The organism is Wolbachia endosymbiont (group B) of Dolichovespula media (assembly GCF_947179505.1).
GTDB lineage: Bacteria > Pseudomonadota > Alphaproteobacteria > Rickettsiales > Anaplasmataceae > Wolbachia.
Window position 1 is genome coordinate 257,152 of sequence record NZ_CAMXBR010000003.1, and the last position, 20,874, is coordinate 278,025.

General features: G+C 33.0%; 11 protein-coding genes and 1 pseudogene. 4 read left to right on the plus strand and 8 right to left on the minus strand.

Annotated features, from left to right (window positions below; all coding sequences use genetic code 11):
- Positions 1-68 precede the first annotated feature (68 nt).
- The 3 genes from tnpC (at position 69) to OM967_RS03805 (ending at position 1,953) form a co-directional block, all read left to right on the plus strand.
- Entirely contained in the window at positions 69-1,415 is a 1,347-nt protein-coding gene (gene tnpC / locus OM967_RS03795; protein WP_264337649.1) for an IS66 family transposase, read from the plus strand.
- 46 nt (positions 1,416-1,461) lie between these two features.
- Positions 1,462-1,635 (plus strand): hypothetical protein, encoded by a 174-nt coding sequence (locus tag OM967_RS03800; protein WP_007549098.1) that lies wholly within the window; start codon positions 1,462-1,464, stop codon positions 1,633-1,635.
- A 72-nt stretch (positions 1,636-1,707) separates the two neighbouring features.
- Entirely contained in the window at positions 1,708-1,953 is a 246-nt protein-coding gene (locus tag OM967_RS03805; protein ID WP_264337650.1) for a hypothetical protein, read from the plus strand.
- Positions 1,954-2,263: 310 nt separating this feature from the next.
- Here OM967_RS03805 and OM967_RS03810 read toward each other — a convergent pair whose 3' ends face one another.
- The 7 genes from OM967_RS03810 to OM967_RS03840 all read right to left on the minus strand — a co-directional run bounded on the left by OM967_RS03810 (position 2,264) and on the right by OM967_RS03840 (position 19,255).
- Entirely contained in the window at positions 2,264-3,352 is a 1,089-nt protein-coding gene (locus OM967_RS03810) for a hypothetical protein (RefSeq protein WP_264337651.1), read from the minus strand.
- A 212-nt stretch (positions 3,353-3,564) separates the two neighbouring features.
- A complete protein-coding gene (locus OM967_RS03815) occupies positions 3,565-3,816 on the minus strand; it encodes an Hsp20/alpha crystallin family protein (RefSeq protein WP_319606908.1) in 252 nt (83 codons plus the stop codon).
- An 11-nt stretch (positions 3,817-3,827) separates the two neighbouring features.
- Positions 3,828-4,019, minus strand: a complete 192-nt coding sequence (locus tag OM967_RS03820; protein WP_264337652.1) for a hypothetical protein — start codon at positions 4,017-4,019, stop codon at positions 3,828-3,830.
- A gap of 442 nt (positions 4,020-4,461) precedes the next feature.
- Positions 4,462-7,302, minus strand: a complete 2,841-nt coding sequence (locus tag OM967_RS03825) for an ankyrin repeat domain-containing protein (protein ID WP_264337653.1) — start codon at positions 7,300-7,302, stop codon at positions 4,462-4,464.
- 380 nt (positions 7,303-7,682) lie between these two features.
- Positions 7,683-15,107 carry an ankyrin repeat domain-containing protein gene (locus OM967_RS03830; protein ID WP_264337654.1) on the minus strand — a complete coding sequence of 2,475 codons (7,425 nt, stop codon included), beginning with the start codon at positions 15,105-15,107 and terminating at the stop codon, positions 7,683-7,685.
- A 372-nt stretch (positions 15,108-15,479) separates the two neighbouring features.
- Positions 15,480-16,559: an ankyrin repeat domain-containing protein gene (locus OM967_RS03835; RefSeq protein ID WP_174516910.1), complete on the minus strand. Its 1,080-nt coding sequence runs from the start codon at positions 16,557-16,559 to the stop codon at positions 15,480-15,482.
- A gap of 95 nt (positions 16,560-16,654) precedes the next feature.
- Complete coding sequence (locus OM967_RS03840) at positions 16,655-19,255, minus strand: ankyrin repeat domain-containing protein (protein WP_264337655.1); 2,601 nt, start codon at positions 19,253-19,255, stop codon at positions 16,655-16,657.
- Between the two features lie 516 nt (positions 19,256-19,771).
- Here OM967_RS03840 and OM967_RS03845 point away from each other — a divergent pair.
- Positions 19,772-19,924: a hypothetical protein gene (locus OM967_RS03845; RefSeq protein WP_174516912.1), complete on the plus strand. Its 153-nt coding sequence runs from the start codon at positions 19,772-19,774 to the stop codon at positions 19,922-19,924.
- Between the two features lie 201 nt (positions 19,925-20,125).
- Here the strand turns inward: OM967_RS03845 and OM967_RS03850 are convergent.
- Positions 20,126-20,677: pseudogene (locus OM967_RS03850) on the minus strand (patatin-like phospholipase family protein); the annotation flags it as partial.
- Positions 20,678-20,874: the final 197 nt, after the last annotated feature.

Sequence of the window (20,874 nt, forward strand, 5' to 3'; positions counted from 1 at the left end):
GAGAAGAGCTATAAATATAAAAGTGTAAAGAAATAGGAAGCTAAATATGGAATGGGTAAATAACAAAAGTGCTGCAAGAAAAGATTGTAGCAGAAAACGCTAATCTCAAGGAAGAAATAAAAGCGCTGATCAGAGAAAATGACAGCTTGAAAGCAAAAATAGTTGAATTACAAGACAAATTGGGCTTAAATTCGCAAAATTCATCGCTGCCACCATCACGAGATATATATCGTAAGAAAGCAAAAAAGAAAAGTGATAAAAAACCAGGAGGTCAGCCAGGACATAAGGGGCATAAGCGTGAATTAATGGCTGCAGACGAGGTAGTGAGCTGCACAATTGATACGATTTGTATGTGTGGAGGTAAGGTTACTTTAGAAGATGAAATTATTCATCAGAAGGCAGAATTGCCAGAAATTAAGCCAACTGTAACTGAGTACAGATTGCAAAGAGGACATTGTAGAGTATGTAATAAAAGAATTACAGCAAATTTACCCGAAGGTGTTGCAAGAGATCTTCTAGGATCTAATGCTAAAACAATTATAAGCAGCCTTAGCGGCTTTTTTATTAACTCAAAAAGAGAGGTACAGCAAATTTTAGGCAGTATTTTTAATCTAAATATAAGCCTTGGTTTAGTCTCAAATACTGAACGCAGGGCATCGAAGAAGTGTGCATCTGAATATGAGAAAATGAAGGAAGAGTTACAAGGAAGCGAATATTTGCATATAGACGAAACAGGACACAGAAATCAAGGAAAGAGAGGCTGGAGTTGGGTAATAACGAACAAAGCGTTGACACTTCTGAAGGTAAGCGAGTCTCGTGGTAAGAAGGTGTTGAAGAGTTTACTGCCAGAATATGATGGCATAGTTGTGAGCAATAGATACGCTGTATACAATTACTTCAATCGTGAAAATAGACAGATATGTTGGACACATTTGGCAAGAGATTTTGAGAGATTTGCCCATAGTAAAAATGTTGAAGTGAGCAAAATTGGCCAAGCACTAAAATCGCTCAGCAATAAGGTGTTTGTAGTAGACAAGGCAAAAAAACACAATTCGATAGATAATTTGAGATTTTATCGACTGATGCGAAAAATTCGGAAAAGGGTAAAACATTTTTTGCGTAAAATGACGAGGGTTGTAAATAGCACTCAAGCTTCAAGAATGGCCGCTAAGATGTTACGGTCTGAGGATATGATGTGGAAGTTTTTAAGAAAACCTGAAGTGATAGAAACAACCAACAACCTTGCAGAACGGCAAATTAGACGGTACGTAATTTATCGTAAAAACAGCTTTTTCACCTGGTCAGAACGTGGGGAAAGATTCGTGGAAAGAATGTTGTCAATATTTTTGACATCACGTCTAAATGGCCAAAACCCCTTTCAAAAGCTACAGAATCTACTAGCTGTCACTGCTTAGTTCTTTATTCATTCTCACAATCCGTGAACGGTTACGAATTTCCTTCATGAAAAAAGAAGAGCCTGAAGGAACAAAAATCGAAGAGGATGAATCAAGAACATACCTTGCTTCTGGATTAAATAATACTCTTCATGGCAACATTTACCAGCTAAAATTGTTAATGTTATTTTTAAAGCGTGGACTAGATAAAAGCTACTCTTTTCGTTTGGCTACAGAGTAGAATAATGCTGAAAAATTTGATGATTTGGTTTTTATATGTAATAATTCAAAATCAAAAAAAATATATCGTTTTTTGCAAGCAAAACACAAGCAAAATAAGGAGGATAATAAAATTAGAATAAGCGATTTACTCACAAAAAATAAAGATGGTGAATTTAATTTGGCAAAGTATTTCATTTCCTACTTAAAGATTAAATACAATCAAGACTTTATCAATGGTGAACTGAAAGATTTTGTTATTTGTACCAACATTGATTTTGATCTAGATCAAAGCAGAACACAAGATGCAGTAAAAAAGTTGAAAGTGCAAAAAAAATAAAGGAAAGGAAATTTTGGTTGAAACAATTAAAGATAATGATGTCTTCTTTAAAGATGGCGGTGAGAGATATAAGCTTTCTTATGAAGTATATAACAATGTTACAAAAAATAATATCATAGAATTCAGTAGGATTATTCCTAGGATGTTTCTATGTTCCAAAAGAGGAAACTTAAATAACAAAATAAATACCCTTTTAATATACACAAAAGGCATTCTATAGCTAACTTAAGTAACCAGATACAACTATAACTTTTATTGTTTAATAACATTTGTGCCATTCTCTCTAACTTGAGCTTATGGTTTAAAGTACTTAATGACCAAGAGCATAATTATTACTACAAATAGGTGGTCTTAGGCTTTCAAGATGACTATTTACTTTCAGCGAATCGTCCAAATCATGCTCTATTTTTTGTGTTTTTATCTCGAATTTAAATCCTAATTTTTCGCAGAATTTTTGAAAATATTCTTTAATAACATCAAACAAGTTTCTACTTTCCCCTTTATAATTTTTTAGTTCCTTAGGAATAGTAAGTAATAATTTGCCATCTTTATAGGTTACACCATCTTTACCATCTTGAGACTCAAGTACAAATTCAAGTGAAGTCGATAGATCGAATATTTTTTCTCCTGGGTTATCAAACTTCGTTACGAACACTAACATATCAGATTTTACTTTTGTACTGATTGGATCAGCACAATCAATACACATTGTTTTATTCTTGCTATATTCCCCTTTTAATCCATATTCCAAGAGTGAACTTTCAAGAATAGGGATGCTTACAGCAAATTCATACCCCGCTTGGTTACAATTAGTGATTATTTCTTCTAAAATAGGGTCATTCGGAACACTTGCTTCTGCGTATTGGAACATTTCCTTAAAGACTTCTTTTACAAATGGGCGATAGTTCTTATTCTCATCTCCTACTTTTAGTAATAGATGCAGATGCTCTCTTCCAGCATTGTAAAATCTCTCAAAATCTTTCCCATATGAGGTGGTTTTCTGATAATCAGGAATTTCAGAATTTTTGCAGTGACTTTTCCATAATTCACATAACGCATTATGTGCAAGTTCCTTTTCAAGATCCTTGAGGACTGAATCAACAAAAGCTCTACCATAATCTGTATCTATTTCTCTTTGTTTTTCTCTTGCGGTTTCACTACTGTATATATCATAACTATTAAAAAGGTTGCTTTTGCGATATTGAGCTCCTTCAATTAATGCAGAGGTTAAAACTGTATCTATAATTTTTCCATTAATAACAAAGTTCATTCTTGGAAAATCGAAATACATTGTTTCACCAGAGTTTGCTGATTTATTGCTCTCACCAGCCTTTAATTCACTAAAACCAAATTCTTTAATTTTAGCCTTCAATGTAACTATTGGATTTGCCTCACTCATACTCCCTCTTTCTTCAAAGTCAATTATACCATAAGAGTTATTAATAGATTATTGACAATATGTAAGCTTAACAAAGGCTTTACACTATCTGTATAATAAATACGCTAAGACAAAAATTTAGATCTAGAAAAGATAATTGAACTTTATTACATTCCATCTATAATAATTTAAAGTAGCAAGCCTCAAACTAGAAGCCTGCTATTACTTACTGGTTACTTTACATCAATTCTCTTGATATGTTTCTCCGACTTAGGTATGGTTACGTGCAATATTCCATCTGAAAAATTAGCAGACACTTTATCTTGCTCTACATTTACTGGAAGCTGAATAGACCTATAGAAAGATCCATAGTATCTTTCTCGATGGTAAAACTGCTTATCTTTTGACTCGTTATTACACGTCTTTTCACCCTTCACTATTAAGCTGTCGCTAGATATACTAACGTCTATGCTTTCTTTGGAAATACCTGGTAGCTCTAGTGAGAGACAATAGCTTTCTTTTGTTCATAAAAATCGCAAGCTGGTAATAGACTACTACCTCTTCTGGAAAGCTCTGAGTCCCATCCTGTAAAGAAGCTATCAAATATGTTATCAACGGCTCTTTGTAGTCCTCTTACACTAAAGTTATCACATTTATTGTTTTTATTTAAATGAACTATATTACTCATGTTGTACCTCCTTTCACTAATATATGCATTACGTAATCATTCTACTTACTAATTTCAATCCTAAATCTAAAGTCAGAGCTTTTGTTAGATGTGAAAAGTTGTTCCAATTTACTATGACTTGATTATGAGAAAAAAATCTTATTTGGATTACCATGGGTAATGCTATAAACTAGATTAATTGTAGTACGTAGAGTTATTGCATTCCTCCCATTTCTGCGATTATTTTCTTCATCTTCATTTGATAAGTATTTTACTTTCCAAACTTACCTCCAATGATTTATTTAATATTCCCCAACTTTTAGTGCACTAAATTTGCTCATTTTTCCTTAACTTGACACGTATACTTTTTTGAATATTTCCATAAAACCTTTAAAATAATCTTTAAATTACTAAAGCCATTACTTAATGTTGAAAGTAGCTTGTTCTGCTATTTTTCCTTAACTTAAACGTACTGTACTTGAGATGTACTTGAGGTAATCACTACATTGTTAATATTAGTATTAGGATTACTGATGCTAAGAGGGTTACAAGCATCTATCAAAATTCTTAAGTCTTCGTTACTCAGGTAGCTAAATATTTTTTCAGTACAGTCATATGGTAACTCAGGAAAATTGTTAAAGAGAAAATGGAAAATTTTATTGCCTTGTTCAAGTAACTCTTTTCTTTCCATACCCTTTCTGAAATGACTTTCGATCATACTAGCATATATTGGAAATTTTGTTTTATAGTCGTCTGATTTTAAAACCTGCACTATATTTTCATTCCTCATATATATTGCTAATGAGCTTGTACCTTTTGCCAAGATATCATAAAATGAAATGTTAGGATTATTAATCTTCTCACTCTTCATCCTTGCTATTTCTTCCTCACATTCATCCTGAAAGCCACTTATTTCACCACTGATACTCATTGATAGTAAATTTTTTTCACTTACATATAAATTTGCGGTTTTCATTTTAACTATGTGGCGTTTAAGAGCTTCAGCAGTTACTTCACACGAACAGACACCACGATCAGGATCGTAATAACCATCATCATCAGAGTCATAGTTGTTGAGTTGACTATAGAATGACCTTATACCAGCCATAGCAGAATCAAGTGGTGTATGATTATTTCTACTCGTAATATTAATATCAGAGCCATATTCCAAAAGAGTTGTAACAACTTCTTCATGTCCTTCTTTAGAAGCAATGTGAAGTGCTGTTCTGCCATACTCATCTCTAGAGTTAATATCAGCACCAAATTTCAAGACAGTCTCAATAATTTCCTGGTAACCTTTTTGAGCAGCCAGGTGCAGTGGTGTTATGTCACTTTTAATTTTAGAACCAACTTTAGCACCGCATTCTAGCAATACTTTTACAACCTCTTTATGGCCTTTTTGAGTTGCAATATGAAGCGCAGTTATTCCATCTTTTTGCTTAGCGTTTGCGTTAGCTCCTTTGTTCAAGAGCATTTTGCTAATTACTTCATTTCCTTGTTGAGCAGAAAGATGGAGAGGTGTTATATCACTTTTAACTGTAGAATTAACATCTGCATTATATTCTAAAAGAGCTTCAACAACTTTCGTATATCCTTTCTGAGCAGCAGCATGAAGCGTCGTAATACCATTTTTGGTTTGAGCATTTATATTAGCTCCCTTACTTAGAAGCAGTTTAGCAATTTCTCCCTTAATATTAATATCAGGATCTTCATTAGTAAGAAATCCAAAAAAACCTTCACTCTCACTTAAAGCAGTAAAATGCAATGCTGTTCTTCCATATTTATCACTAGCGTTAATATCAGTATCGTGTTGCAAAAGAGCTTCAACGATTTCTATGCATTCCTTCTTAACAGCAATATTCAATAGCTCAGGATTATCTTTTACATTAGCTCTATTAGTTAAAAGTAGCTTGGTAATTTTTAAATCGGCATTCTCAGTAGCATAAAATATTGGAGTTTTTCCAGTTTTGTCTTGAGCATTTATATCAGCTCCATAGCTTATCAATAATTTAGCTACTTCTTCCTGTTTGTTTTTGGCTGCACTATGTAAAGGTGTAAAACCTTCTTTAGATGTTGAATTGTGTAACGTATTAACATCAGCACCATACTTCAATAGGTCTTCAACAATTTTCAAATATCCTTTTTCAACAGCAGCATGTAATAACTTAGGATTATTTGCATCTTCGAGATTAACAATAAGACCATATTCTAGAAGAGCCTCAACAATCTTTTTATACTCTTCTCCATAGCCGTGCACTGCGATTTTAAGAGAGCTTCTGTTACTTTGATGATTAATATCAGGACAATACTTTAAAACATCCTCAACAATCATTAAATATCCTTTTTCAACAGCGAGGTGTAGTGTGGTTTTACCATCTTTGTCCTGATTATCAACTTTAGCTCCATGTTGTAAGAGCAGCTTTACAACTGTTTTACGTCCTGTTTTGGTAGCAATATGAAGTGGCGTTAAATTACTATTTGTGCTAGCATTAATATCAGCACCTTTATTCAAGAATAATTTCACAGCTTCTTCATTGCCTAGTTCAGAAGCAAAATGTAGTGGCGTATATCCTTCCTTCAATATGAAAGAATGAATACAAGCACCATGGTTTAGAAGATCTTCGGCAATATGCATATATCCTTTCTTAGCAGCAATATGAAGAGGGGTTATACTATCTTCCCCTTTAACATCAACATTAGCACCTCTACTTAAAAGCAACGTGATAACTTCTTTACTACCTTTTTCAACAGCAAAGTGCAGTGGTGCATAACCTTTTTTCCATGTTGAAGTACACACACAATTAACATAAGCTCCATATTTTAAAAGATGCTCAACAATCTGTAAATACTCTCTCTCAGCTGCAATATGAAGAGGAGTTATACCATCATTGCTTCTGACGTTAATGTTAGCTCCACGATTTAAAAGTAGTTCGGTAATTTCCATTTTCTTATTTTCAATCGCATTGTGAAGCGGAGTTCTGCCATACTGATTTTTAGCATCAATGTTAGCACCTCTGTCTAGAAGCATCTTAACAATTTCTATGTCACCATTTATAGCAGCAAAATGAAGTGGAGTATTAGAAGGTCTTTTGTTTTTGCTGTTAACTTTAGAACCGTTTGTTAAAAGTAGTTTAGTAACCGCTGTATGTTTATTCTCAATAGCATCACGAAGTAAAACATATCCTTCTGACCATGCTTGTGAATAAGATAGTCCAAAAGAATTAATTAACTCCCTTGCTCTTTCTAGTCTTCCTTCACGAACTGCAGAAATTAAACTGTAGCTTGTATTATCATTGCCTAGCATAACTACTTACCCTCCAGATTATAACATTTTCCTTATATTAATATAATCATAAATAGATGATATATTATCCACAGTATATAATATAAGTCAAACTAGTTTAAACATAATATTTTTACTATCTTGCAGTGTTTTAGTTTCTGTAATAAATCCAGGTGTTTACATATACTCTCCTTTAACGCAATAAATATGTCTAATAGAATAAAATGGTAAACTTGTAGCTGTGATGTGGAGTATAAAGTAGCCCATGTACCAAAAATTTGTACTTTTTTCTATATCTACTTTCCTTAATTTGACTCTATGGCTTGCTGAAACTCAGATATTGTAACTGATTTAAGTATAATATTAACTTAGGTTATATATAAATATTTCAATAGTATTATTCAAAGTTTCAAACTTTTAACTCCACTTTCTATATTGACGTCTTGTAAATTTTGATCTGGCTCCTTCAGCATTTTTAACAATTTAGTTGCAATATTCTTATGTTTATTGGCTATAGCAACTTGCAATAATGTATTCCCTTGATTATTACGAGCATTTGTTACAGCTATAAACTCATCAGGTTTTACTGCTTTAAGCTTGCTGATAATTTCAACATTACCTTTTTTTGCATCTCCAAACAATTCTTCAATTAATTTCAGTAGGTTAGTAACTTTTTGGTCCTTAGAAAGATCAATAGGTATTTTACCTTCTTTGTTCTCAATGTTATAAATTGCACCATGTTTTAATAAAGATTTTACAACTTCCAAGGAGCCACCTTTAGCTGCAACATGAAGTGATGTAGTACCACTAGAAGTAGTTTTAGCATTAACAAAGTCATTTAATTTATCACGACTGATATGTTGTAACAGAACCTCAACAATTTCTTTGTAACATTTGGAAGTAGCAGTGTGTAATGGTGTATTACCTTTATTAGTAACTTGACTAACATTAGCTCCATTTGTTAGTAAGATGTTTACAATATCTATGTGTCCATTGCTAACAGCGTAATGCAACGGTGTTCTTCCATCAATATCTTTATCGTTGGCATCAGCTCCATCTTTTAACAGACGCTGAACAGTTCGTATATCACCTTTACTAGCAGCAATGTTGATATCTTTCTGCAGATGCTGGAGAACCTCTGATGCTTCGCTACCCTCAAGCTTAAATCTAAAATTAATCATCTCTATCTTTTTTAAAATATCTAAAACACTCGGATGACTTGGTCCAAAAACAGCTTTTCTTTGATCAAAACTTTCTCTGTAGACTTTAAGTGCGCTGATCCATTTCCCTTGAGCAAAAAGTACATTTGCTATGTTGTATTGAATATTCAAGGTTTCTGGGTGATTTTGTTGTAAAGCTTTTTTCTGGATATTTAAAACCTCTTGAAAAGCTTTCAAGGCTTCATGATATTTATTTTGATTGAAGAGTACCCCAGCAATGTTATGTAACGTTCTCAAGGTATCAGCATGATTAATACCTAAAATTATTTTCTTCTTTTCAAAAACCTCTTTATAGATTTTTAAAGACTCTTCGTATTTACCTTGGTTAGCTAGTACCATTGCTATATTATTTTTGGCACTCACAGTGGCTAGATCATGTGTACCTAGTGTTTCTTTCCTCTTTTCAAAAACTGCCCTATTGATATTTAACGCTTCTTCATATTTTCCCTGTTTATCTAATACTAATGCCATGTGAAACTGAGTATTTAAGGTATCTGAATGATTTGACCCTAGTATTTCCTTTTGTCTCTGATAGACTTCTTGATAAATATTAAAAGCTTCTTCATCTTTCCCCTGTCTATGCAGCACTAAAGCGATTGTACTTCTTGTACTTAAAGTATCCTTATCGTTTAAACCCAGCATTTCTTTTTGTTTCTGAAAAATCTCTTCAAGCATATTTAAAGCTTCTTGGTAAATTCCTTGCTTATATAGCACTTTGGCTATATATGTCTGAATATCTAAAGTACCAGGATTGTCTGGTCCTAGTATTTCTTTTCTTCTTTCAAATGCGCTTCTGAAAATACTTAAGGCTTTTTGGTAATTGCCTTGATTCAAGAGCACTAAAGCTGTATCAATCTGAGCGGATACGTCACTTTGCAATATCTGCTTCAACTGCTCGACTTTTGAAAAGTTACTATGTACTGCAGCAACTACTAACGTTTTGTTCTCTCTATTACGAGCACTCATCACTGCTTTTACTGTATCAATATCCTTTATCTTATTTAGGTCATTAATAACTTGAGCATTACCATCTTTAACCTTTTTAAATGATTCACTGACTAGTTTAAATAAGCTAGTTATACTTTTATCCACAGTAAAATCTGATGGTGTTTTCCCACTGTCAGAGACAGCATTGTATACTGCACCATTAGACAATAGGGCCTTTACAACTTTTAAGTGAGAGAACTTAGCAGCATAATGCAGAGGAGTAAACCCCTTGTTACCAACCACATTAGGATTAGCTTTATTTTGTAATAGAATATTGACAACTCCATCATAGCCCTTCCATGCAGCATAATATAATGGTGTTACACTATCAGCATTTTTGGCATTAACAAACGCTCCTGCTTTAATGTAATTCTCAACCTCTGAAGAGCTATTACGTTTTACAGCCTCAAATAATTTCTCAGTTGATGCTAATAGATTGATAACGTCTTTATCGTTAGTCATTTCTAATGGTCTTCTACAAAGCTTGTCAACAGCGTTATAAACTGCACCATTTTTTAATAAAACTTCAATAACGTCTTTATAACCAAAATTAGCAGCAATATGCATAGGAGTTAAGCCATTAGTATCTTTAGCATTAACGTCAGCACCTTGTGCTATCAAATACTTTACAACTTCTAACCGACCTTTCATTGCAGCATAGTGTAGTAATGTCTGGTTAGCTGTACCAAGCTCATTAATACTCAACCCCTTGCTAAGGAAAAACTCTACGGTATCTTTATAACCTTCTCTAGCTGCAATGTGTATAGGCTTTGATCCAGAGGCATTTTTAGCATTAATATTAGACCCTTCATCTACTAGACATTTTACCATTTCCAAGTTACTTTCCTGTGAAGCAATGTGCAGTATAGTCCAATCATCATTGCCTTTAGCATTCATATCTACTTTTTTATACTGCAGTAACATTTTAACCACTTGCAAATGACCATGTGCAACTGCTAATTCTAAAGGTGTTCTGCTCTTATTATCCTTAACATTAACTTTTGCTCGATTACTTAATAGGACTTCAACAACATTAACATGGCCGTGTCCTGCAGCTATATGTAGTGGAGTACCTTCAACATTTACAAAGTTAACATTAGCCTTGTTTGCTATCAAAACTTCAGCAACTTCTTCATGGCCTTCTTGTGCCGCAAGATATAATGGTGTTATACTATTAATAGTCATAGCATCAACATTGGCTCCCCTTTCTATCAGAGCATTTACTATCCCCTTATGTCCTCTTTTAGCAGCCAAATGTAATATTGTAGCATCTTCAGGACCTTTTATATCAATATGGGCCTTGTTTTTTAGCAAAATCTCTACAATATCCCTATAACCAGCGAGTACTGCTAATGATAAAGGTTCACCACCTTCTGCATTAACACTAGCTCCATTTTCTACAAGAACTTCAACGATCTCCTTATGATTATGCTTAATAGCAGAAAGCAATGGTGTTAGGTTGTTACTCTTAACATTAACACTGGCTCTATTTGCTACCAAAATTCCAACGATTTCCTTATGACCTCCTTCCACAGCTACATGTAATGGTGTACTACCTGCAATACCTTCTGTGTTAACTTTAGCTTTATTTTTTATTAAAAGATTCACAATATCTTTGTGACCTCCCACAATAGCTGCATGTAAAGGTGTAAGACCATAATTAGCACTAGTATTGACTTCAGCTTTACTTTTGATTAGAAAAGCAATAGCGTCTTTATGTCCACTTAGAGCAGCTACATGCAATGGCGTTATGCCATCATTAGTTCTAGCATCAACTTCAGCTTTATTTTTTATTAGAAGATCAATAATATCTTTGCTACCATTCATCGCAGCTGCATGTAACGGTGTACTACCCTTAATGTCTTGAGCTCTAACTTCAGCTTTATTTCTTATTAGGAGTTCAATAATATCTTTGTGACCTTTCAGAGCAGCTACATGTAATGGTGTTAGATTATTATTGGCTTTATCATTGATTTCTACTCCATTTTTTATTAAAAGCTCAGCAACTGCCTTATGACCACTCTCTGCTGCATAGTGTAATGGCGTAGCATTATTTTTATCTTTAGCGCGAATGTTAACCCCATGCTCGAGAAGAGCAACAACTATCTTCAAGTGGCCACTCTGAACTGCAAAATGTAGTGGGGTTATACCTTCCACAGTGGCAATACTAGCATTTGCCTTATTTGTCAGTAAAGCCTTAACAATTTTCTCATGTCCATCTTTTGCTGCGTAGTGCAAAGGTGTGTTATTATAGGTTTTGTCAACAACATTAACATTAGCTCCATGCTTCAATAAAATATTAGCTATCTTTTCATGACCGTTTTCTATTGCATAGTGTAATGGTGTACAACCATCTATAACTCTGGAGTTAACATCGGCTCCTTTGAGAATTAAAGCATTCACTACTTCTAGGTGGCCATTTAGTGCTGCTGTATGTAATGGTATTCCCTCCTTATCGTTTCTTGCATTAACATTTGCCTCATTTTTCAGTAAAAAATTAACTAGCCCTAGATAACCACTTTCTGCAGCTATATGTAGTGAAGTAAAGCCACCCATAGTTTCGTTGATGTCAACATTCGCTTCTTTTTCCAGCATAATCTTAGCAACATCAATATGATTGTTTTTTATTGCATAGTGTAAAGGTGAAAAACCAGCTATATCTTTGGTATTAGTATTAGCATTATTTTTTAGTAGAATTTCAACAGCATCTTTGTGACCATTTTTAGCTGCAATATGTAGTGATGTTTTGCCACTATTATCTAGATCATCAACATATACACCTGTTTTTCCTATAAAAAATTCCACAATATTTTTCCTTCCATATGCAGCAGCAATATGTAGTGGGCTTTGACCATTAATATCTTTAACATTAACGTCTAAGTTTTGATTAAGAACAAATTTTATAATTTCAAGACTAGGTCCCTTAGCAGCAAAATGTAATGTAGTCCATGAGTTAATACTTCTAGCATTGATGTCTGCTCCTTTTTTGAGATAACTCTTTAAGTCTTCAAGATTTCCTTCTTCCAACGCAGCAAACATTTTTTCCTGATTAGTAATAGTGATAAGGTTTTGATCGTATTTATCTTTCAGCTTGGAAGGATCATCTTTTACCGACTTGCCAATTTTCTTCTTACTTTTTATTACATTTTCTGAAATAAGTTTTTTAGCGTTCAAGATAACTGCTATTGAGGGATCAGATAACAATACATCAACTAAGGTATTATCGTGTGCTAAATGATTACGCAAATATTTTCCAGTTAATAAAGGAGTGTTATCATCTAAAAAAAGTAGATTGTTTTCTAGATGCTTCTCTGATCTACCTAAAATTGACATTATATCCAGAACAAGCATTTCTACTACTGCTTGCAACTTTTTATTCCTCTTGTAGAAAGGAAGCTTTTCAGTTAACTTGCCACTTAATGCGTTATTCCTCAAAATACTTTTCAGTTCAGATAACTTCAGTTCAAGCTGGTTATTGTATTTTTCTTCTGTTATGTTGTAAGCCTTCCTTTGTTTATGTATAGGAATAAACGAACCTTTCTCATTCAACTTGTTTCTTAATTCCTCAATCCATTTAAGGTCACCTGTTCCAAGTTCAGCAATGTAAAAAATCTCACAAGTTAATCTATTTACTTTATCAAGGTTGTCATCCTGTATTCTTGACCTAACACTATGAGAAATTTTCATTGATAGTTCGGCTATTTCTTTAAGATTGTGAGACTCTATTTGGGAAGGAATATTCTCTAGTGTTTTATTAACAAAGAATTTTATTCCTCTAATACCATTATGGTCAATCTTATTGTCATTCAAACCAACATCTAAGCTCTTTAATGATATAAACGCCGTAACATAATCAGTTCTGATATTTTTTGATTTAGTTTTTGCAAAATTGATTATGTTATCAATTTTATTAAACAGCTCCTTTTCATAATTCGTCTTTTCAGTTATATTATTGCTTAATTCTTTTATGAGTTTTTCAAGCTTATCATGTTCCATCACTTTAAAACTCTCTGTAATCATTTCATCTAATTCAACGTTACTAAATATTCCAGCAACTTCTTTTATCTCGTCTAAGTTTTCACTACTGGTAATTTTCTTTAGCAACATTATGACTATTTTAATCTTGTTATTGTAAAGAATATCAGTAATTACATTATCGATTCTTTTAGTATCATTTTGAACACCAATAAAAAAGTTAACATCTGTATTTTCCTCAATCTCTGTTCTTTTAGAGAGCGAGTAAGCATGTGACAGTGAATTACGTAAATCTATAATGACTTCTCTTGTGTTCTTTGGTAATGATAGTAGAAGAAGCTCGCTTGTAGTGCTAGATAACTTGGGAGATTCTAGAGTGTTTTTTAAATATTCACCAATAACCTGTAAAACCCTTGTAATAATTAACTGTCCTTCCCTTTCTTTAGGATTAGCTGATAATGCCAACTTTATATAATCACTTATTTTCTCTAAAGAATGAATATCCCTAATTTGTTGATAATCGCTATACAACTCTCCAAATTGAGGATAATTGCTAACGATCTCTGCAACAACCCTCTCACGTTTTAACTTCGGGAGATCAGCAAATTTACCAATGTCCACACCTTCTATAATATCTTTTTCTTCTTTAAGTTTCTTTGCAAAATTTTCCAAGTGGTCTAGTATTTTACTTTTATTCAATGTGGCATTATAGAATAGATTCATTTCCTGTCGTTTTATGTGAGAAGAAACAAAACTGATCAAACAAAATTCCATTTCTTCCCAAGGTAGTCTATCGTAGGTTGATTTCAACTGCCGCTTTAATATATGAATATTTTGTGCAATAAATTTTGCTATGAATAAAAACTTTTCATCTACTTTTTCTGTGTTTGAATACTCTGCCTTTAACAGGCTAATATTTTGAAGTACTAACTCAATCCGCTCTCTTATGTTATTAAGATAACTCTTCACATTCTGATCTTGTCCAGAAGCACTAGAGAAAAAACGGAGGTTTATCAATTTATTTTCAACAAAAATTTCTATCTCTTCTGATAATAATACGTTCTTTAGCTTTAATTCCTCATAAGCTCGTGAAAGAATTTCATCTAATTCCCTGAAATGAACAGCAAAATAATTACCTGGCCATTTATTAATGAGTGTATCAAGAAGTTCAACATTACCTGAACGTATAGCATAATAAAACGCATTATGGCATGTTTCATCCTCATCATCTGGTAATATAGTAGTTTCTCTGATGCCAACAGATAAATTACTGAGAATTTTACTATTATTGCCAAGTAGGTATTCTAAAATCTTTACCTTATTGTGTTTACAAGCTAAGATAACTAAGTTAGTACTCTTAACAGGATTGTTAGCATTATCATAATAGTCTCTCAAAGTTACTTGATCTTCTGCATCACTTATGTAATCAATAAAATTGCTTAATTTTTTTAAGCTGTCGACATTACCATCTGATATTGCCTCTTCGAGTTCAGTTAAAACCAGGAGATAAAGTTCTTCAGCTTTTGCTTTTCTGCGGTAGAGCTTTTTATATTCTCTAATAAACTCCTCTTTTGATGTGTAAGAACGTGATAAAAACTGTTTATCTTCTTGATAAAAACTGGTTTGTTGTTTAGGTACATGCATAAACCCTCTCTGAGATATATTTACACCAGTATTAGAATAGCAAAGTTTACTTAATATGGCAAAAATTAAAATAGCATCTTTTGTTAATAAAATATTTTTGAGAGAATATCTACTAATCCTGCAATTTCAGGACGAAAAGCCTTCACAACATTTGATTTTGGGTGTGGGAAATGTGTTGGTTGTTTAAATTTTTAGTAACACCTACTAATAATAACCCGTTTGAAAACAACAAAGAGAAATGATGATCAACTTACATAAAAAAGCACTAAGTTTAGTGTTTTGGCATTATAGCAATCTCTTATGTATCACCTCTCTGGAACCATACGACTAATTGTTGTTCATAAAAAACTCTAGTACTGACAAAAAATGTATTTATTCTAATCTTGCACGTTTGGTATCATTACTTATAGAAGTTTCATAAAGTCTTGTACCAGGCTCTACGAGATTATTTAAGGAACTTAAAGATTGAAAAGTACGTTTATTGGAATCATCAAACGCTACTATAAAGTTTAACAAGTTATCATTAGATAGATATTCAGTTATATTATATGTAGAATCATGATCCAGAATAATTTTCTTTTCTTTGGCATCTTGATCTGCCACATCTAATTTAGTATAAAATTGTATCTTACTTAACTTATTTAACAAATCTGCTCTTTCTAAAAAAGGTTTTACCTTATCTAATATGATATCATTATATATAGGATAGCGTATGGAATAATCAATTTTTGCTAGTCTTACAGATAATTGATTATTATATAGTACATGTATGTTGAAGTTATTTGTAACAAATTCATATAGTGGAAGGCTATCTTTTATTTCATCTGTTTTCATTTGAAGAATTTCACAAACACAGTCATCTAGATAACTTGATAATTTACTGTAATTACTGCATCCTTTATAAGGAGATAAGTCAATAATTTTTCCGTAATCCTTATTGAAGTTCCTTACTAAAGTAAATTTAATCAACAATTTAGCGCATGCTAGATCACTTACAGCGTTATCTAAAGATGTGGAACAATTATCATAAAGCCGTCGTTCACGATTTCTTATATTAATATCAGCTCCATATTCTAATAGTTCTTTAACTACTTCCAGATTTTTACCACTTTTTTTTACAGCATGGTTCAGTGCAGTATTGCCTTTACGGTTTGTTGCATTTACATCAGCACCATGTTTCAGAAGTTCTCTAACTAATTCTAATTCCTTCCCCAGTGTTATAGCAGAATGTAGTGGAGTTTCACTATACATGTTTCTTGAATTGACTTCGGCACCACCTAACAAAAGCTCTTTAGTAATTTCTACACTACTAGTAGTATGAAGTAACGTATCTCTATTCCTTTCTACTCTAAGGTTAGCATTAGCACCTGCAGACAAAAGAGCTTTAACTTTTTCTAAGTTTCGTTCATAGACTGCTTTTTCTAATTCTTTGTTAATATTATTATTTAGCATATTTTTAAAATCCTCCTAAATTTCACTATTTTGTAACAAAATTTTTGTATATTTTCTAGATCTTGGCACCCTCATTAGAGTTTCATTTAAGAGAGCTATAACTTTAAACTCTTTACTCGATTTTCTACGCTGACATCTTGTAAACTCTGATCTGGACTTTTTAATATTTCTAATAATCTACTTGCAAGGTTTGAGTGTTTATTGATTACTGCAACCTGGACTAATGACTTGCCTTGATCATCACGAGCATTTGTTACAGCTACGCGCTCATCGGGTTTTATTGCTCTCAGCTTACTGATAATTTCAACATTACCATTTTTTGCATTTTCAAATAGCTCTTCTACTAATTTCAATAGGTTAGTAATATTCTGGTCTCGAGAAAGATCAAGTGGTGTTTTACCTTCTTTATTCTTGATGTTATAAATTGCACCATGTTTCAACAAAGATTTTACAGCTTCGAAAAAGCTATTTTCAGTAGCAACATGCAACGATGTAGTGCCTTTAACTATTGTTTTAGCATTAATAAAATCACTCAATTTATTGTGGCTTACACGTTGTAACAAAGCTTCAATAATTTCTTTATGACCTTTGGAAGCAGCAGTGTGTAATGGTGTATTACCCTTGTTAGTAACTTGAGTAGCATCAGCTCCATTTGCTAGCAAGATATTTACAACTTTTATGTGCCCATTATTAACAGCATAATGTAATGGCGTTCTTCCATCCACGTTCTTCGAATCAATGATTGCTCCATCTCTAATGGAACTCTCAATTCCTAAATAATTATTATCTTCTATAGCCTTAAATAACTTCTCAACCAATTTTAGTAATTTTATTACTTCTGGGTTTCCTCTTCTTTCCGCAAAGTGTAATGGTAAAACATATCTACCTCCTTCAGCTCTAGCATTAAAGTATGCTCCGCTCATAAGTAGAGACCTAACTATATCTAAATTACCAATTTGTGCCCCTAAGTGTAAAGGCGTAGCATTTTTATCCATTTTTGCATTAACATCCGCTCCATTTATAATAAGAGTTTTAACTACCTTAGGATGACCATATTGAGCTGCAAGATGTAGGGCTGTGCCTTTATTTTGATTTTCTTTTACATTTACATCAGCACCATGTTTCAATAGAACGGTTGCTATCTGATCATAACCTTTTTCTGCTGCAAAATGTAAAGGAGTCCAATTTGTGTGATCTAAAGCATTAATATCTGCTTCCTTTTCTAAGAGCAATTCAACCACCTCTAAATGATCATGGTCTACTGCAAAGTGTAGAGGTGTAGTACTTTTAACTGTTTTAGCATTAATGTCTGCTCCTTTATCAAGCAAAGATTTAGCAACTTCTAAATTACCATCATATGCTGCACAATGTAGAGGAGTCCAACTTCTGTTATCTAGAGCATTAATATCTGCTCCATTTTCAATCAAGAAATTCATTATTTCCAAGCGATTATGTTCTGCTGCCAAATGTAGAGCTCTTCTACCATCATCCATCTTTGCATTTATATTTGCTCCTTTTGCAATTAAGCTCTCTACTATTTTTAAAGAAAAACCATTATATGCTGCATTATGTAAAGGAGTCCAATTCTGATCATCCACGGTGTTAATGTTTGCTCCATTTTTAATTAAAAAATCACTCACCTCGAAATGACTTTGCTGAATTGCTAGATGCAAAGGTGTAAAACCTTCGTTTTTTTTAGCATGAACATTGGCTTTTTTCTCTATTAGTAGCTTCACTACTTCTAAGTGACCATTCTGAGATCCTATATGTAAAGCTGTGGAATTATCGTGGTCCTTAGCATTAACATCAATTCCCCTTACGAGAAGAAGAGACTTAACTACTCCAAAGTGATTACGTTCTGCTGCTAAATGTAGAGGTGTAAGATTCTCATAATCCTTAGCATTAACATTAGATTTTGCTTTTAGTAAAATGTCTACTAACTCTAAAAAGCCATTTTGAGACGCTAAATGTAGAGGTGTAATCTTATCATCTGTTTTTGCATTAACGTTTGCTCCCGCTTCAAGCAGAACTTTAACTATATCTAACCTACCAGTTTGTGTTCCCAGATGTAAGGGTGTAATGTTTGCATCAACTTTACGATTACCTATGCCTGAAGATCCAGCGTTAATATTAGACCCTTGTGAAATAAGAGCTTTAACTACTTCGAGGTTACCATTTTGTACTGCAGAATGCAAAGGTCTTGCTCGATCATTATTTACAGCATTAACATCTAATCCCTTTTCAATAAAAACATTTACTATATCTAGATGACCATTCTCTGCTGCTAGGTGTAAAGGTGTATTAAGTTTATCTGTTTTAGTACTAAGATCTGCTCCATTTGCAATCAAGGTGTTGACTATATCTAAATATCCTTGCTGGGATGCAAAACTTAAAGGTGTAAAGCCTAGAATGGCCCTATGGTTTACATCTGCTCCATGAGCAATAAGAAAGTTAACCATCTCTAAGTGATTTTTTGCAATTGCAAAATACAGTGGCGTAAAGCCATCGTACTTAATCTCTGAGTTAATATCTAAACCCCCTCCTAATAAAGTGTTGACTAAATCCAACTGACCATTTCCTGCTGCTAAATGTAGTGGTGTAAGACTAAGATGTTTCTGAGTTTCATAATTTTCGTTTAAAAACTCTACAAAAAATTGTAGCTGATCCAGATTATTAGATATTCTATTAGTAAACATAAAGGCCTCGCATGAAGAATTTATGTAAAATATAGTATCTACAAGTTTTTAAGCAAGATAAATCTTCTTCTTAAAAAAGATACTGTGATCCAATCTGTGTGCTTATAACTTTTTTATTTGATCATGAGTGATCAGCTGTCTCAGCTGCAATAGAGACACCTGCCTTAAGTAGTTACATCAATTTTCTCTGTTTTTGCCCCTTTTTTTTCTGATGAAGATGTCTTCATTCTTCTCAGTAGCCAACATTCTTTTTAAAGTATAATCGTTACGGCACCAAAGCATTAATAATTATACACAATTGTGAAGAAATATTCAATCTTTTTATTGTTTTGAATGTGTTGATGAAAAAAACGTCTGTCAGAGATCATCTGAGAATTGCATTTTAGGCTTTAGATGTAGAAGGGGTCTTATCGTCTTTTTATAAATACTCTAAAAATAGGCTTAAATCGCCAAGAGATGGATATCATGAATTTAGTAGCGTAAAAACATCAAAGATACCTCATATCATAAAGTTTAATGTCAACATTTGGTGCAACATTCCTGATTTACAAAGCAGAGTCAATAAAGGTTGCAAATAATCTACTTATGTTGGACGTTTCTGTTAATGCTATTTCTAAAATAACAGATTTATCTATTGAGGAACTTGAAAATCATGCTTCCAAAACTTAACCTGAATTAAAAGCAACATTAGTTTACTGATTTCTACACAATATATTAAAATACCAACAAAGGTGATTACATAATTAATTATCTGCATTACTGGATGAAATTCTTGTGCTTCTGTATTCAATATATAATATTAAAAAAATATTTTAGTAAATTTATTAAAGTAGATACTAGAAACTCGCTTATTTTGTTTTTCTAGCTCAGTTATAGTTTTCGATTTTGCTTGCAGAATTTGTCTATCACTTTCTGGTTATCCTCTATCATTTTACTTGCCTCTTGCTGAAGAAATTTGATATTTTTGAGTGTAATATTGTCCATCTCAGTCGATGCTACTTTCAATTGCGATTGTATTCTTATGTATTTATCATCTATTACTTGTTCTAGTTGATAATCAACGCAATCCAATCCAGAAGCGAACATCACATTCAGTAGTGGCTTGATCCACCCTATTTTGCCAAATTTCCTTGAGTTAGCATACTTTATACTTCTATCTGTTCCACCAGTGCCTATTGATAGCAGTATAATCTCATCATTTGGAAATAATCTCTTGCCACTTGCATATGCACAAGCTGCTGGATTATTAGCAAACACTCCGCCATCTATCAACACTCTCTCTGTTTGGCTAATTTTCAGACGTTTTGGTGTGAAGTACGTTGGAGCAGCTGTTGTAGCTCTGAGTGCATCTTTCAACTTAATGTTTTTTTCTTTCCAACTTTTGAAGAAAAATTCACAACTATTGTGAATGTCATAACTTGTATCTTGTAAAAAGCATCTAGTGTTTTAAGCTTAAGCATTAGGTGGAGAAGGGAAGAACTCTGAGTCATAACTTAGATATAAAATCTGTTGACCAGATAAGAGTCCCCTTCTCAAAAGTATAGGCTGGACGGTATCGTAGAAAGACCTCAATGGTTCTAATTCTGTATTCACAAGGTAAGCCTTACTTTTCATTTTAA

Bases quoted from the DNA above. Each gene is read 5' to 3' on its own strand.
- OM967_RS03800 (WP_007549098.1), top strand. From the start codon at position 1,462: ATGAAAAAAGAAGAGCCTGAAGGAACAAAAATCGAAGAGGATGAATCA.
- OM967_RS03830 (WP_264337654.1), bottom strand. From the start codon at position 15,107: ATGCATGTACCTAAACAACAAACCAGTTTTTATCAAGAAGATAAACAG.
- OM967_RS03820 (WP_264337652.1), bottom strand. From the start codon at position 4,019: ATGAGTAATATAGTTCATTTAAATAAAAACAATAAATGTGATAACTTT.
- OM967_RS03835 (WP_174516910.1), bottom strand. From the start codon at position 16,559: ATGCTAAATAATAATATTAACAAAGAATTAGAAAAAGCAGTCTATGAA.
- OM967_RS03825 (WP_264337653.1), bottom strand. From the start codon at position 7,302: ATGCTAGGCAATGATAATACAAGCTACAGTTTAATTTCTGCAGTTCGT.
- OM967_RS03845 (WP_174516912.1), top strand. From the start codon at position 19,772: ATGTCAACATTTGGTGCAACATTCCTGATTTACAAAGCAGAGTCAATA.
- OM967_RS03840 (WP_264337655.1), bottom strand. From the start codon at position 19,255: ATGTTTACTAATAGAATATCTAATAATCTGGATCAGCTACAATTTTTT.
- OM967_RS03810 (WP_264337651.1), bottom strand. From the start codon at position 3,352: ATGAGTGAGGCAAATCCAATAGTTACATTGAAGGCTAAAATTAAAGAA.